This is a genomic window from Phytohabitans flavus (genome assembly GCF_011764545.1).
Taxonomy (GTDB): Bacteria; Actinomycetota; Actinomycetes; order Mycobacteriales; family Micromonosporaceae; genus Phytohabitans; species Phytohabitans flavus.
This window is the reverse complement of sequence record NZ_AP022870.1, coordinates 3,882,962-3,896,429: the sequence shown is the minus strand read 5'-3', so window position 1 is coordinate 3,896,429 and position 13,468 is coordinate 3,882,962. Positions and strand designations below refer to the sequence as shown.

Annotated in this window: 15 protein-coding genes and 1 pseudogene; 9 read left to right on the top strand and 7 right to left on the bottom strand. The window is 69.0% G+C overall.

Annotation, left to right across the window (positions count from 1 at the left end; translation table 11 throughout):
- Positions 1-2: 2 nt before the first annotated feature.
- The 7 genes and pseudogenes from Pflav_RS16925 to Pflav_RS16900 form a co-directional block, all read right to left on the bottom strand.
- A complete protein-coding gene (locus tag Pflav_RS16925) occupies positions 3-797 on the bottom strand; it encodes a sugar phosphate isomerase/epimerase family protein (RefSeq protein ID WP_173037030.1) in 795 nt (264 codons plus the stop codon).
- Positions 798-805: 8 nt separating this feature from the next.
- Entirely contained in the window at positions 806-1,690 is an 885-nt protein-coding gene (locus Pflav_RS16920) for a carbohydrate ABC transporter permease (RefSeq protein ID WP_173037029.1), read from the bottom strand.
- Complete coding sequence (locus Pflav_RS16915; protein ID WP_197938595.1) at positions 1,690-2,634, bottom strand: carbohydrate ABC transporter permease; 945 nt, start codon at positions 2,632-2,634, stop codon at positions 1,690-1,692. The genes Pflav_RS16920 and Pflav_RS16915 overlap by 1 nt, the downstream gene beginning before the upstream one ends.
- Positions 2,635-2,637: 3 nt before the next feature.
- On the bottom strand, positions 2,638-4,047 hold the full coding sequence (locus tag Pflav_RS16910) for an ABC transporter substrate-binding protein (RefSeq protein WP_173037028.1): 1,410 nt from the start codon (positions 4,045-4,047) through the stop codon (positions 2,638-2,640).
- 62 nt (positions 4,048-4,109) lie between these two features.
- The gene (locus Pflav_RS43650; RefSeq protein WP_197938594.1) at positions 4,110-5,150 is read right to left on the bottom strand and encodes a zinc-dependent alcohol dehydrogenase; all 1,041 of its coding nucleotides are present in this window, start codon (positions 5,148-5,150) and stop codon (positions 4,110-4,112) included.
- A gap of 121 nt (positions 5,151-5,271) precedes the next feature.
- Positions 5,272-5,817 (bottom strand): annotated as a pseudogene (locus tag Pflav_RS48765) (ThuA domain-containing protein); the annotation flags it as partial.
- A 173-nt stretch (positions 5,818-5,990) separates the two neighbouring features.
- Positions 5,991-7,367, bottom strand: coding sequence for a cellulase family glycosylhydrolase (locus tag Pflav_RS16900; protein WP_173037027.1), 1,377 nt, complete (start codon positions 7,365-7,367; stop codon positions 5,991-5,993).
- 236 nt (positions 7,368-7,603) lie between these two features.
- Here Pflav_RS16900 and Pflav_RS16895 point away from each other — a divergent pair, with 236 nt between their 5' ends.
- The 9 genes from Pflav_RS16895 to Pflav_RS16855 all read left to right on the top strand — a co-directional run bounded on the left by Pflav_RS16895 (position 7,604) and on the right by Pflav_RS16855 (position 13,460).
- On the top strand, positions 7,604-8,194 hold the full coding sequence (locus Pflav_RS16895) for a CDP-alcohol phosphatidyltransferase family protein (protein WP_173037026.1): 591 nt from the start codon (positions 7,604-7,606) through the stop codon (positions 8,192-8,194).
- A complete protein-coding gene (locus Pflav_RS16890) occupies positions 8,191-9,099 on the top strand; it encodes a DUF881 domain-containing protein (protein WP_173037025.1) in 909 nt (302 codons plus the stop codon). Before Pflav_RS16895 ends, Pflav_RS16890 begins: the two co-directional genes overlap by 4 nt.
- A 31-nt stretch (positions 9,100-9,130) precedes the next feature.
- Positions 9,131-9,463 carry a small basic family protein gene (locus tag Pflav_RS16885; RefSeq protein WP_173037024.1) on the top strand — a complete coding sequence of 111 codons (333 nt, stop codon included), beginning with the start codon at positions 9,131-9,133 and terminating at the stop codon, positions 9,461-9,463.
- An 85-nt stretch (positions 9,464-9,548) separates the two neighbouring features.
- Positions 9,549-10,478 carry a DUF881 domain-containing protein gene (locus tag Pflav_RS16880; protein WP_173037023.1) on the top strand — a complete coding sequence of 310 codons (930 nt, stop codon included), beginning with the start codon at positions 9,549-9,551 and terminating at the stop codon, positions 10,476-10,478.
- Between the two features lie 15 nt (positions 10,479-10,493).
- Positions 10,494-10,874, top strand: coding sequence for a glycine cleavage system protein GcvH (gene gcvH, locus Pflav_RS16875; protein WP_173037022.1), 381 nt, complete (start codon positions 10,494-10,496; stop codon positions 10,872-10,874).
- A gap of 119 nt (positions 10,875-10,993) precedes the next feature.
- The gene (gene odhI, locus Pflav_RS16870; RefSeq protein WP_173037021.1) at positions 10,994-11,440 is read left to right on the top strand and encodes an oxoglutarate dehydrogenase inhibitor Odhl; all 447 of its coding nucleotides are present in this window, start codon (positions 10,994-10,996) and stop codon (positions 11,438-11,440) included.
- A gap of 57 nt (positions 11,441-11,497) precedes the next feature.
- Positions 11,498-12,151, top strand: a complete 654-nt coding sequence (gene ftsR, locus Pflav_RS16865; protein ID WP_173037020.1) for a transcriptional regulator FtsR — start codon at positions 11,498-11,500, stop codon at positions 12,149-12,151.
- 114 nt (positions 12,152-12,265) lie between these two features.
- Positions 12,266-12,730, top strand: a complete 465-nt coding sequence (locus Pflav_RS16860) for a bifunctional nuclease family protein (RefSeq protein ID WP_173042466.1) — start codon at positions 12,266-12,268, stop codon at positions 12,728-12,730.
- A 157-nt stretch (positions 12,731-12,887) separates the two neighbouring features.
- Positions 12,888-13,460 carry a MerR family transcriptional regulator gene (locus Pflav_RS16855; protein WP_173037019.1) on the top strand — a complete coding sequence of 191 codons (573 nt, stop codon included), beginning with the start codon at positions 12,888-12,890 and terminating at the stop codon, positions 13,458-13,460.
- Positions 13,461-13,468: the final 8 nt, after the last annotated feature.

The window sequence follows — 13,468 nt, the reverse complement described above, 5'->3', positions numbered from 1 at the left end:
CGTCAGCGCTTGAGGAGCTGGGCCACGCGCGGCAGTACGTCCCGCGGCTCGCCGCTGAGCCCGCACTCCATCGCGAGCCAGCCGCCGTACCCGATGTCCTCCAGCGCCGCCAGCGTCTCGTCCCAGTCGTAGTGGCCGGCTCCCGGCTCCAGCCGGTTGCTGTCGCCGAGCTGCACGTGCGCGATCCGATCGCCCGCCGCGCGGATGGCCGCCCCGATGTCGGCTTCCTCGATCGACATGTGGAACGTATCGGCGATCACCCGTACGGCCGGCGAGCCGACCTCGTCGACGACCCGGGACGCCTGCTCCAGCGTGTTGATCAGGTAGTCCTCGAACCGGTTCAGCGGTTCGAGGAACACGACGCTGCCGTACTCCTCGCCGACGGCGGCCACCTCGCGCAGCGCCTCCACGAGCGACCGCCAGGACTCGTCGTCGTCGCGCGGCACGGTGAACGGCGGGAGCCGCTTCGAGAAGACGCCGAACGCGTTGGGGGAGACGATCCCGGCCGCTCCGGCCTGCGGCAGCGTGCGCAGCAGCTCGCTCAGCTCCGAGATCGCGCTGCGCCGGCGCTCGGGGTCGAAGTCGCCGAGGAACGGGACCTGCGCGACAACGGCGCTCGGCATCACCACCCCGGCTTTGCGCGCCTGTGCCAGCTCCTCGGCGCGGCCGGCGAACACTCCGCCACCCCGCCCGGACAGCTCGATGCCGTCGAACCCCACGGATTGCGCGAAGGCGAACTTCTCCTCCAAGGTGTCGCCTTCGAGCATCCGCTCCTGCGCGGCCAGTCTGAATGTCATTTGATTGGTCACCCCTTGGTCCCGCTCGCGGCGAGACCCGCTATGAAACGACGCTGCATGAAAAGGAACAGGACGATGAGCGGGATCACGATGATCACGCCCGCCGCGTTGACAAGGTTGTAGAGCTGGCTGTATCCGGTACTGAACTGGAGGAACGCCGTCGCCACCGGCATCTTCTCGACGTCGATCAGGAATGTGACCGCGAAGAGCAGCTCGGAGTACGCGCCGAGCCCCGCGACAAGGCCGACGGTCAGGAAGCCGGGCCAGCTGAGCGGCATGATGACGCGCGTCGCGATCTGCCACTCGTTCGCCCCGTCGAGCCGGGCCGCCTCGTCCAGCTCCTTCGGGATGCCGACGAGGAACGTGCGCAGCAGCAGCACCGAAAATGGCGTGTTGAGCGCGACATAGATGATGACGAGCCCGATCAGCGTGTCGATCAGGCCGAGCTTCACCCAGAGGAAGAAGAGCGGCACGATGAACATCTGCACGGGCAGCGAGATGATGACGAAGAGATAGTTTTCGATCCAGCGTTTGGCTGGCGGGTTGAGCCGCGCGAGCGAGTACGCCGCCGTGCCCGCCATGAGCCACGTCCCGAGGATCGTGCCCACGACGAGAAACGCGGTGTTGGCGAAACCGCGGGCCATGTTGCCCCGCCGCCACGCCTCCGCGAAGTTCGAGAAGTCCGCGGAAGTGGGCAGGCCGAGCGGGTTGGTGCCGATCTCCAAGCTCGTCTTGAGCGAGTTGAACAGGAGCACGAGCACCGGAAGGATCGCGAAGAGCCCGAGCAGGGTGAGCACGGCGTACGAGATCGGCGTGCGGCCGAGCCCACCCGGCGGCCGCTCCGCGGGGCGCCTGCGCCGGCGCGCGCGGACAGCGGCGGTCAGAGTCGCCATCAGACCTCCTCCTCCCGGCGACGCAGGAACCCGAACAACACCAGGAAGATCGCGCTCAGGACCGAGAGCGCGAGCGCCATCGCCGAGGCGTAGCCCGCGTCCCGCTCGAGGAACGCGGTCCGGTTGACCATGAGCGAAGCGACGTCCGTGGCGCCCGCCGGCCCACCCCCGGTGAGGATGAACGGGTAGTCGTACACGAGCAGGCTGCCGATCGCGATGATCGTCAGTGCGAACGTCAGCGTCGGCCGGATGCCCGGCAACACCACGTGCCAGAACTCGTGCCACGCGTTCGCGCCGTCGATGCGGGCCGCCTCGTACTGGCTCGCGTCGACGCCTTGCATCGCCGCGAGGAAGAGCACGACAAGGAAGCCCCAGAAGTGCCAGTTGTCGACGAACGCGACGCTGTAGAGCGCCAGATTCTCGTCGGCGAAGAAGTAGACGCCGTCGAGCCAGTGGATGCCGATGGCATTGAGCGCCGACGCGATACCGAACTCGGGATCGAGGATGTTCCGCCAAATCTGTGCCGTGATGACGCTGACGAGCAGGTACGGGATGAAGAAGAGCACCCGGAAGAGCCCGGCGCCGCGGCGGATCCGCGAGAGCATGAACGCGCCGAGCAGACCCATCGCCAGCGGAACGGTCAGGAAGATGAGCAGATAGATGAAGTTGTGTCCGATGGCGTTCCAGAACGATTCGTCCTGGACCAGGTTCGTCCAGTTTTCGAGGCCGGTGAACTCCGGGGACGTGATGCCGTTCCAGTCGGTGAACGAGTAGACGATGCTGCTGACCGTGGGCCCGCCGATCACCAGGAGGTTGAGGGCGAGCGCGGGCAGCAGGAACGCGATCGCGACGAGGCGGGAACGGCGGCGCCGGCCGCGGCGGGAGATGGGCTTTCGCTCCTCCCGCGCGGTCGGCTCCGCCAGCGTCGTGGGGGCTGCGGTCATCCCCTACCTCGCGGCCGTTTCGAAGACCGGTGGGATGAGCCCTTCCTCGCGGTCCTTCTGGAAGGCCTTGTTCATGCCTTCGAGGAAGTCGCGTGTGGACAGGTCGCCGGTGAGCAGCCGGTCCTCGTTTTCGAGGATGTAGGAATCCGCCGCGCTGCCGAACGACGACCACGTCACGTACCCGACCTGCTTCTTGAGCGAGGCGTCGCTGAGCGCTGTGTACTGCGTGAGGAAGCCCGGATCGGTACCCTCCGGCGCCGCGGAAGCGTCGAACTTGACCGGGAGCGGCAGGTCGCCGAAGTCCTTGATCGCCTGCCAGTTCGCCTCGGTGTCCGTGAACTTCCATTTCAGGTAGGCCTTCGCGGCGGAGGCGTTCTTGCTCGCCGCGTTGACCGCCACGGCGTCACCGACCGCGAGCGGGAAGACGTCGCTGGGCACCCCGGGTGCCAGCGGCGGGAGCGGGGCCCAGTCCCACTCGTTCCCGCTCTTCTCGAAGTACTCGTTCATCCCGCCGATCTCCCAGCTGCCCGACACGAACATGCCGGTACCGCCGTTGGCGAGCTTGGCCATCTTCTGCGTGTCCGGCGTCGAGAAGTACTGCTTGACGCCGCCCTGGAAGTAGCCCCGCTTGAAGTAGTCGACCATCAGATCGACCGTGTCGACGAACGCCTGGTCGGTGAACGGGATCTTGCCGGTCAGCGCGTCGTAGATCTTGCCCGGGCCGGCGACCTGGTTGAAGAAGCACGACAGCACGTGTTCGGTGGCGCCCGCGTAGTCAGCGTTGGCGTTGGCGAACGGCACGATCCCGGCCGCCTGCATCTGGCCCGCGAGCGCCTCCAGCGACGCGCGGTCGGTCGGCGGCTTCCACCCGTTCTTCTCGAAAAGCGTCTTGTTGTAGAAGAGCACGAGGGTCTCGTAGCTCACCGGCATCACGACGAGCTTTCCGTCGATGACCCCCATGTCCATCGCCCAGGGGAAGATCTTGTCCTTCCAGCCTTCGTCCTCGGCGAGCTTGCCGAGATCGGCCAGGTATCCGGCCTCCGCGAACGGGATGGCGAGCGTCGAGTTCAGCGGAATGATGTCCGGGGCCTGGCCCGCGGCGAGCGCCGTCTGGGTCTTCTGCGTCAGTCCCTCGTTGTTCTGCGGGCTGAGCTTGAATTCGACGTTCGGATACTGCTTCTTGAACGGGTCGACGTAAAGCCGGGTGTAATCGGCGACGGTAGCGTCGTCGACGGTGTCCAGGGGAACCCAATAGTTGAGCGTGCCGCCGATTTCGCCCGCCGGCACATCTTCCTCGGGCTCCGAAGAGGAGCAACCGGCGAGCAGCAGCGGCACTACGGCCGCCGCCGCGACGACAATCCGCCAGCGCCGACTGTGCGATTTATAGGTACTGCGGTGCGATAGATTGATCATCTTGACTCCGCTGAGTTGTGCGTCATCGTCGCCGTGGGTGCGACGACCTCAAGCTCGGAAGGTCACGCCTGCGCCTGCAAGTACCACCTGCAGGACGTCCTGTGACGCCTTGTGGAGCAGTTCGAATGCCTCGGGGCCTGCTCCAGCGAAAATGTGTGACTGATGAGATCGGTGACCCGCAAAGTGCCCGACGAGGCGAGGGAAATCGCCGTGCTGTCGAGCCGGAAGCGATCCCAGCGGTGCTGCAAAGCCGGCGCCACGCCGGAGATCTGGGTCGACACGACCTGTACCCGGTTGTGGTGGAACTCCTCGCCGAGCCGCAGCCCGACGCCGTCGCCCTGCATGAACCCGGCGGCGCAGACGCGCGAGCTGTACGCCACCGAGCGGATGGCCTCGTGGAGCGCCGCGTAGTTGCCGGTCACCTCCAGGCAGACGTCCGCGCCCCGGCCGCCGGTGCGGGCGCGGATCTGCTCCGCGACCCCACCGTCCGCGGGATCGAGCGCCTCCGCCGCGCCGAGCTTCAGTGCCAGCTCGCGGCGGGACGCCACACCGTCGACCGCGATCACCCGAGCGCCGTTCAGCCGGGCGAGCTGCGCGACAAGCTGACCGGGCACCCCGAGGCCGAAGACGGCGACGGTCTCGCCGACGTGGATGTCCGCGTCGAGCACGACGTTGAGCGCGATGCCGCCGATCTGCGAGAACATCCCGACCCGCGGGTCCACGTCCGGGGCCAGCACGCGGGCGCGGGCGTACTCGGCGGTCACGACGGTCTCGCTCCGGTGCCCCCAGGTGCCCCAGATCCGGTCGCCGACCGACACGCCCTCGACGCCGGTCCCGATCTCGACGACCTCGCCGACTTCCTCGTACCCCCAGCCGACCAGCGGGTACTCGCGGGAGGCCGTGCCGTCCACGAACAGGCGGCGCTCGCCGTCCCACTGTTTGGAGAGGTAGGGGTTCGTCCCTCGGTAGGCCGTCAGCTCGGTGCCGGCGGAGATGCCGGAGAACAGGGTGCGCAGCCGTACGTCCTGCTCGTTCAGGGGACGCGCCGGCTCCTCCACCACCTCGGCGACTCGCGCGGCGGTGAAGCTGACAACTCTCGGCATCAGTACCTCTCTCGGTTTGCTCTGACCGCCTCGGCGGGGGCACGACGGCGGAGCCGGGCATGGCCCAGCGCACGGCGTTCGCGAGGACGCGCTGGATCTGCGGATTCCGGTAGACCGGGTACGCCTCGTCGCCGGGACTGAAGTAGAAGACGCGGCCTCGGCCGCGGCGGAACGTCACACCGGAACGGAAGACTTCGCCGCCGGCGAAGGAGCTGATGAATACGATCTCGTCCGGATCGGGGATGTCGAACGGTTCCCCGTACATCTCCTGCTCGGCGATGACAATTGGCTGGTCGACGCCGGCCGCGATCGGATGAGCCGGGTTGATCGTCCACACCAGCTCGCGTTCCCCGTCATTGCGCCACGAGAGCGAGCAGGTGGTGCCCATGAGCTTTCGAAAGATCTTGGAGTAGTGCCCGGAGTGGAGCACGACGAGGCCCATTCCGCCGAGCACCCGGGCCGCGATGCGGTCGACAAGCGCGTCGTCGGCCTTGTCGTGCGCGGTGTGACCCCACCAGAGGAGCACGTCGGTCTGTTCGAGTAGCTCTTCGGGAAGGCCCTGGGCTGGCTCGTCGAGCGTGCCGGTATGGATCTCCAGGTCCGGCAGGGCCGAACGGAGACCGCCGGCGATCGCACCGTGAATGCCATCCGGGTAGATCTTGGCCATCTCCGGCTTGGTGCGTTCATGGCGACCTTCGTTCCAGACAGTGACTCCCACGACGATCATCATTTGCCAAGGTGAGCGGCCTGACCATGCACTTTTCTGCACGGGTCCTGCGGTTTATTGCATGCGGAAGGGCCCCGCCGCGAGCGCGGCGAGGCCCCTTGAAACAGCTGAGATCAGGTGGCGCTACAGGTAGGTGTGGGGTTGGTGTTGGTGCCGTTCCACGAGCCGATGAAGCCGAACGTCGCGCTCGCGCCCGCGCCCAGGTTGCCGTTGTAGGTCATGTTGCGGGCGGTCACGTTCGCGCCGCTGGAGCTGACCTGCGCGTTCCAGGACTGGTTGACGCTCTGCCCGGACGGGAAGGCCCAGGTGACGGTCCACCCGCTGATCGCGGCGCTGCCGGCGGTCACGCGCACCTCGCCCTGGAAGCCGCCCTGCCACTGCCCGATCACCGAGTACGTCGCGGTACAGCCGCGGCCGGGCGGTGGCGTCGTCGGGGGAGTGGTGGGCGGGGTGGTCGGCGGGCGGGTGGTCGGCGTGCCGGTCGTCGGGCTGGTGGTCGGGCCGCCGCCGAACCAGGTCAGCTCGCGTGAGGTCTGGCGGATGCCGTTCGCGCCGTTGAAGATGCGCTGGCCCCACGAGGTGAGCTGGGCCGGGTTGAAGCTGGTGACCATGTCGAGGTACTCGACGCCGCCGCCGTTGCCGCTCCAGCTCCAGCCGATGTACCCGATGCCGTTGGTCTGGGTGTACGACATGATGGTGTCTTCGTCCGGGTTGCCGTCTGAGTGGTTGTGGCCGAACTCGCCGACCACGATCGGCAGGCCCGCCGTGCGGAAGCGGCCCAGGTAGTCCTGGATCTCCGCGGCGGTGTCGAAGACGCCGTACATGTGGATGGAGAAAACGGTGTTGCGCTGCGGGTCGGCGTTGAACACGGTCTGCGCGTTGTCCCGCATGATGAACTGCCAGTCCTGCCCCCACATCGGCGCGTCCACCATGATCAGGTGTTCGAAGCCGGCGCCGCGGAGGCGGCTGATCGCGCTGGACGTGGCGGTGGGCCAGGTGGCCGAGACGCTCGCGTTGTTGCCGAACGGCTCGTTGCCGATGTTGATGACGATGAAGTTCTCGGTGCCGGCGAGCGCGCTGCGCTGGCTGATCCAGTAGCTGGCCGCCTGGTCGAGGGTGGCCGCCGCGCCCTCCTCGCCGTACCCGGTGGTGTCGTGCACCTCCAGCACACAGAGCAGGCGGTTCACGCGGCACAGGTTGACGACCGTGGAGAGGTCGTTGCTCGGGCCCCAGCGCTGCCCGCTGCCGAGCACCACCCGTACCGTGTTGGCGCCCAGCGCCTTGATGTTCGCGAACGAGCTTGTCTGGTTGGTGTACCAGACGTGCGGGTGGCTGACGCCGCGCATGACGACGTTGGTGCCGTTGGCCTCGACGATGCGGCCGCCGCTGACCCGCAGGCCCACGGCGGCGTCCGCCGGCTTGACGAAGAAGATGACCGACGCGAGCAGGGCGAGGGCCGCCGCGCCGACGATCGCGATCTTTCTTTTCATGGATCACCTCGAAAAGGAGCCCAAAGGGCGGTTGAACGGGGGGGCTCTGCCCAAGCCCCACGCGGAGACCACCCGGCTCCCTGGGTGACCGGATCAGCGTAGATGAATGTCTGTGTCAAATCAACCGGTTAAGTAGCCAGCCGCTGGAGGTCAGCCGGGGTGTGCCGCGCACCCCCCAAAGGTGAGGCGGATATAGTTCAACCGCTGCAAAGGGGGGAAGCGGAGGGAGTGGCTCGGTGTCGCATCAAGGCGCCCAGGCTTCCCGGATCCTCACCATCCCGAATGGGATCAGCTTCGTCCGCCTGCTCGGCGTGCCGCTCTTCCTCTATCTCCTGCTGGGGCCGCAGTCCGACGTGGCCGCCGTGATCGTCCTCGCCATCGGCGGCACCACCGACTGGGTCGACGGGTACGTGGCCCGCCGCATCGGCCAGGTCAGCCGCCTCGGCGAGCTGCTCGACCCGGCCGTCGACCGGCTGTACATCCTCGCCACGCTCGTCGCGTTCACGGTGCGCGAGGTGGTGCCGTGGCAGTTCACCGCCGCGCTGCTGGCCCGCGAGGTCGTGCTGATCGCCAGCCTCGGCGTGCTGCGCCGGTACGGGTACGGGCCGCCGCCCGTGCACTACGTGGGCAAGACGGCGACGTTCATCATCCTGGCCGCGTTCCCGGTGCTGCTGCTCGCGCACGCCTCCGACGGTGCGGCGCCGGTCGCGTTCCCGATCGGCTGGGGGCTCGCGTGGTGGGGGCTTGTCCTCTACTGGGTCGCCGCGGCGCTCTACGTCGTGCAGGCCGCCCAGCTCGTCCGTGCTGTCCGGACGGCCCAGCGGTGAGCGAGCAGGCCCAGGACCCGCGCGAGCGGAGCGAGCAGCAGCAGGAACAGCCCCGGGTGTACACGCCGGACTTCCTCACCGACCTGTTCCGCAACCCGCTCGACCAGGGGTACGCGGACGCGGCCAAGCGCAAGGCCCTCACCGGCGAGCCGCGCGGCTGGCAGGCCACCGGCATCCGCGTGGTGAGCGCGTTGACGCTGGTGGTGGTCGGTTTCCTGCTCGTGGTGGCGTACCGGCAGACGATGGCCGAGGAGCCCTCCCGCAGCCAGGCGCGGGCCGGCCTGGTCGAGCAGATCGAGCAGCGCCAGGCGGCCACCGACGACCTCCAGCGCGACGCCGACCAGCTGCGCGACGAGGTGTCCCGCCAGCGCGACGCGGTGCTGGACGACCGCGACGCGGCGAGACTGCGCGACCAGGAGGCGGCCGCCGGGCTGGCCCGGGTGCGCGGTGACGGCGTGGAGGTGCGGCTGGACGACGCGCCGGACGCGGTCGACGCGGTCACCGGCGCCGGCAAGCCCGACCTCGGCCGGGTGCTCGACCGCGACCTTCAGGAGGTCGCGAACGCGCTGTGGAGCGCCGGCGCCGAGGCCATCTCGATCAACGACCAGCGGCTCACGGCCACCTCGACCATCCGGGCGGCCGGCTCGGCTATCCTGGTCGACTTCCGGCCGGTCAACCGCCCGTACGTGGTGCGCGCGATCGGACCCGACGAGATGGAGGACGACTTCAAGGACAGCGCGACGGCACGGCTTTTCCGGGCGCTGGTGGAGGACGAGGGCATGTCCTTCTCGGTACGCGGGGTCGATGACCTCACGCTCCCGGCCGCGTCGGACCCGCAGCTGCGCTACGCGACGCCGTCGCCCACCGCCACGCCCACCCCTCGCACCACGGAAGGCGGGAAATGAAGCACCCCTACGCAGGCCCTGGGAGCGCCGCATGATCGCGGTACTCGCCCTGGCCGCCGGCATCGTGCTCGGCGTGCTGCTGGACCCGACGGTGCCGGCGGCGCTCCAGCCGTACCTGCCGATCGCGGTGGTGGCCGCGCTCGACGCCGTGTTCGGGGGCGTCCGCGCCCGGCTCGACGGGATCTTCGACGACAAGCAGTTCGTCATCTCGTTCATCTCGAACGTGCTTGTCGCGGCCCTGATCGTGTACCTGGGTGACCAGCTCGGCGTGGGCGGGCAGCTCTCCACCGGCGTGGTCGTGGTGCTCGGCGTGCGGATCTTCGGCAACGTGGCGGCCATCCGCCGGCGGCTCTTCAAGGCATAGAAGACATGAGCGAGCGCAGCGAGCGAATCATCGGGCACAGCCGACTTGGAGCCTCGCGGCCGCCCGCAGCGAAGCGAGGACGGCCGTGAGCGAAGGGCACAAGCCATCGGGTACCGGGTGGCCGGAGGCGGACGGGGACGCTGACGCGGAGACCCAGCGGCTGCCCGGACCGCCGAAGCCTGACACCGAGGAGACGCAGCGGCTGCCGGAGCCCCGCCCCGAGCCCGAGCCGCAGACCGCGCCCGGTGACGCGGCGCCCGTACCAGCTGAAGCTTTGCCTGATGGTGAGCGCGCGGAGAGTGCGCGGCCGGCGGCGGCCAAGCGGCGGGTCAGCTCGGCCACCGTGGTCATCGCCGTGCTGCTCGCGCTGCTCGGCTTCACGCTGGTGGTACAGGTCAAGAGCAACACAGCCGACTCCGGCCTCGCGTCCGCGCGGCAGGAGGACCTGGTGCGCATCCTCTCCGACCTGGAGGCGCGCGAGGAGCGGCTGCGCGGCGAAATCGCCGACCTGGAGGACAGCCAGCGCCAGCTCACCTCGGGTGCGGAGGGGCGGCAGGCGGCGCTCGACGAGGCCACCCGGCGGGCGGACGAGCTCGGCGTGCTCGCCGGCACGCTGCCGGCGCGGGGGCCGGGGCTGACCGTGGTGTTCCAGGAGGGTTCGGACCGGATCGAGGCCTCGGCGATCCTCGACGCGGTGCAGGAGCTGCGCGGCGCCGGCGCGGAGGCGATGCAGATCAGCGGCGCCGACGGTACGGCGGCGCGGATCGTGGCCTCGACCTGGTTTCTCGACCGGGATGGTGGCATCGAGGTGGACGGGCGCAAGCTCTCCGCCCCTTACACGATCACGGTCATCGGCGAGCCTCGGACCATGGAGACCGCGCTGAAGATACCTGGCGGGGTGGTGGAGTCGGTGGGAAACGACAACGGTACGGTGATCGTCCAAGAGCACGATGTGGTCGACGTGTCGGCCCTCCGTGCTCCGACCAGCCTCCAGCACGCTCGCCCCACCTCCTGACCTTAAGGACCGCCAGTGATCCCCGAGGACCTGCGATACACGGCCGAGCACGAGTGGGTGGCCGGGACGAGCGGTGGGCCGGTCAGGGTGGGTATCACCCACTTCGCCCAGGACGCGCTCGGCGACATCGTCTACGTCCAGCTGCCCGACCCCGGTGCGGCCGTGGCGGCGGGGGAGGCGTTCGGCGAGGTCGAGTCGACCAAGAGCGTGTCGGAGATCTACGCGCCGCTCACGGGCACGGTTGTCGCGCGCAACGAGAAGCTGGTCGAGGAGCCGGAGGTCATCAACACCGACCCGTACGGCGAGGGTTGGCTTGTCGAGATCGAGCCGGCCGATCCGGCCGCAGTCGACGGGCTGTTGACCGCTGCGGCGTACCGTGATCTGACGGCGAGCTGACACTGCGTGGCTTTGCCCGCGCGTCTGGTTGACCCTTTATTTCGGCGCTGGCTAGGCTCGCCCAGTCGAGCCGGAACCGTTGTTTCAGCGCTGCCCGAATAGATCCGTGAGGTGGTCAGATGACTCGCCCAGACGACGAGTTTCCCCCACTCGACGTCACGTCCACGCTGAACCTCGGTTCGCTCGACGAGGTTCTCGAGGGTCCCGACGCGGACGTGGTGCCGAGCCGCATGTCCGGCTCGCTGCCGCCCGGCATGGCGTTGCTCGTCGTCCGGCGGGGTCCGAATGCGGGCGCGCGCTTCCTGCTCGACCATGACGTGACGACAAGCGGGCGCCACCCGGACAGCGACATCTTCCTCGACGACGTGACGGTCTCGCGGCGGCACGCGGAGTTCCACCGCGACGGCGGTACCTTCACCGTGCGCGACGTGGGGAGCCTCAACGGGACGTATGTCAACCGCGAGCGGGTCGAGGCGGCCACCCTCAGCAATGGGGACGAGGTGCAGATCGGCAAGTTCCGGCTGGTGTTCATCGCCGGGCCGCGCCCGGACGAGGACGTCAGGTAGCAGGTGTCGGCTTCGCCAGCGTCGTCGGCGGGGTCGCCAACGCCCCCGCCGGCGTTGATGAGCATCGGTGAGGTGCTTGCCGAGCTGCGTTCGGAGTTTCCCGACACCACAATCTCCAAGCTGCGCTTTCTGGAGGCCGAGGGGCTCGTCGAGCCACGCCGCACGGCGGCCGGCTACCGCAAGTACAGCTGGGAGGACGTGTCGCGCCTGCGGTTCGTGCTGAGCGCCCAGCGTGACCAGTACCTGCCGCTGAAGGTGATCCGCGACCAGCTCGCCTCGCGCGACGCCGCCGCGCCCGCGCCGGTGCGCCTCGTGGCCGTGGGCCCCGCTCCGGAGGGTGACTCGCGCCTGAGCCGCGAGCAGCTCGTCGAGCGCTCGGGGCTGGACGAAACCACCCTCACCGAGATCGAGCGGCTGGGGCTGCTCACCCCGATCGCCCCGGGGCGCTACGACGCGGACGGCCTCGCCATCGCCAAGGCGGTGGCCGGCCTCGCCGCGTTCGGGATCGAGCCCCGGCACCTGCGCGCCTTCCGCTCGGCGGCCGACCGTGAGGTGGGTCTCTTCACCCAGCTGCTGGCGCCGCTGGCGCGGCAGAATGACCCGGCCGCACGGGCCCGCGCCGACCATACCGCCGATGACCTGGTGCGCCTCTCACAGCAGTTGCACGCGGCACTGGTACGGGTGGGACTGCGTGAGGCAATGGGGCGATGAGTTCTTTTGTGTCAACGGCTACGTGTCGTTGACACAAACCGCGGGGGACGGGCCACCGGCGGTCCGTGTACCGTGACGGTGAGGGCGGGAAGACACAACCACACGGAGGCGGCGGTGCGCGAGCTGAGCGTGGTCGGGGTGCGGGTGGAGCTGCCCAGCAACCAGCCGATCGTGCTGCTCAGGGAGGTCGAGGGCGACCGTTACCTGCCGATCTGGATCGGTGCGGTCGAGGCCACCGCGATCGCGTACGAGCAGCAGGGCGTCAAACCGGCCCGGCCACTTACACACGACCTATTGCGCGACATACTGGCGGCTTTGAAGGCCCCGTTGCGCGCGGTCGAGATCACGGAATTGAAGGAAAACGTGTTCTACGCCGACCTGCTGATCGGCGACGGACTCCGCGTCTCCGCCCGGCCGAGCGACTCGATCGCGCTGGCGCTCCGTGTGGGTGCCCCGATCCGCTGCTCGGACCAGGTGCTGAGTGAGGCCGGCATCGTCATTCCGGATGAGCAGGAAGACGAGGTGGAGAAGTTCCGGGAGTTCCTGGAGCAGGTGCGCCCGGAGGACTTCGCGGGGTAGAGGTGTGTGACTCGTCGCCCGCAGGCGGCGTGTCGCACGAAAGCCTCCCCGGCAACCCTCCAGGTGCGCTATAGGGTTGGCGCCGTTGGCCCGGCTCGGAAGGGCTTCGCGAGCACAGCGAGCGCGGCCAGCACAGCCCCGTTTGGGAGGTTGCCACATGGATGAGGGTTCCTCCTCCGTCGCCGAGGGCGGCGTAGAGGTCGACACCGTCGGATATCGCGGTGTGACCGCCTGCCACGCGGTCGGGATCAGCTACCGCCAGCTCGACTACTGGGCGCGCACCGCCCTGGTGGTGCCGAGCATCCGGGACGCGTCAGGGTCGGGCACGCAGCGCCTGTACTCGTTCCGCGACCTGGTGGTCCTCAAGGTGGTCAAGCGGCTGCTCGACGCCGGCGTCTCCTTGCAGAACATCCGGAAGGCGATCGACACCCTCCGCTCCCGCGGCGTCGGCGACCTGGCCGGCATCACGATGATCTCGGACGGCACGACGGTGTACGAGTGCCGTTCGCCGGAGGAGGTCGTCGACCTGCTCCAGGGCGGCCAGGGCGTCTTCGGCATCGCGATCGGCGGCGCCTTCAAGGAGATCCAGGGCTCGCTCTCGCACCTGCCCGCCGAGCCGGCCGCCGGCGCCCCGGTGACCACAGAGCTCGCCGAGGAAGAGGATGCGGCGGACGCGGGCGCCGTGGGCGACGAGCTCGCCGCCCGCCGGGCCCGCCGCCGCGCCGGCTGAGGGCTCGA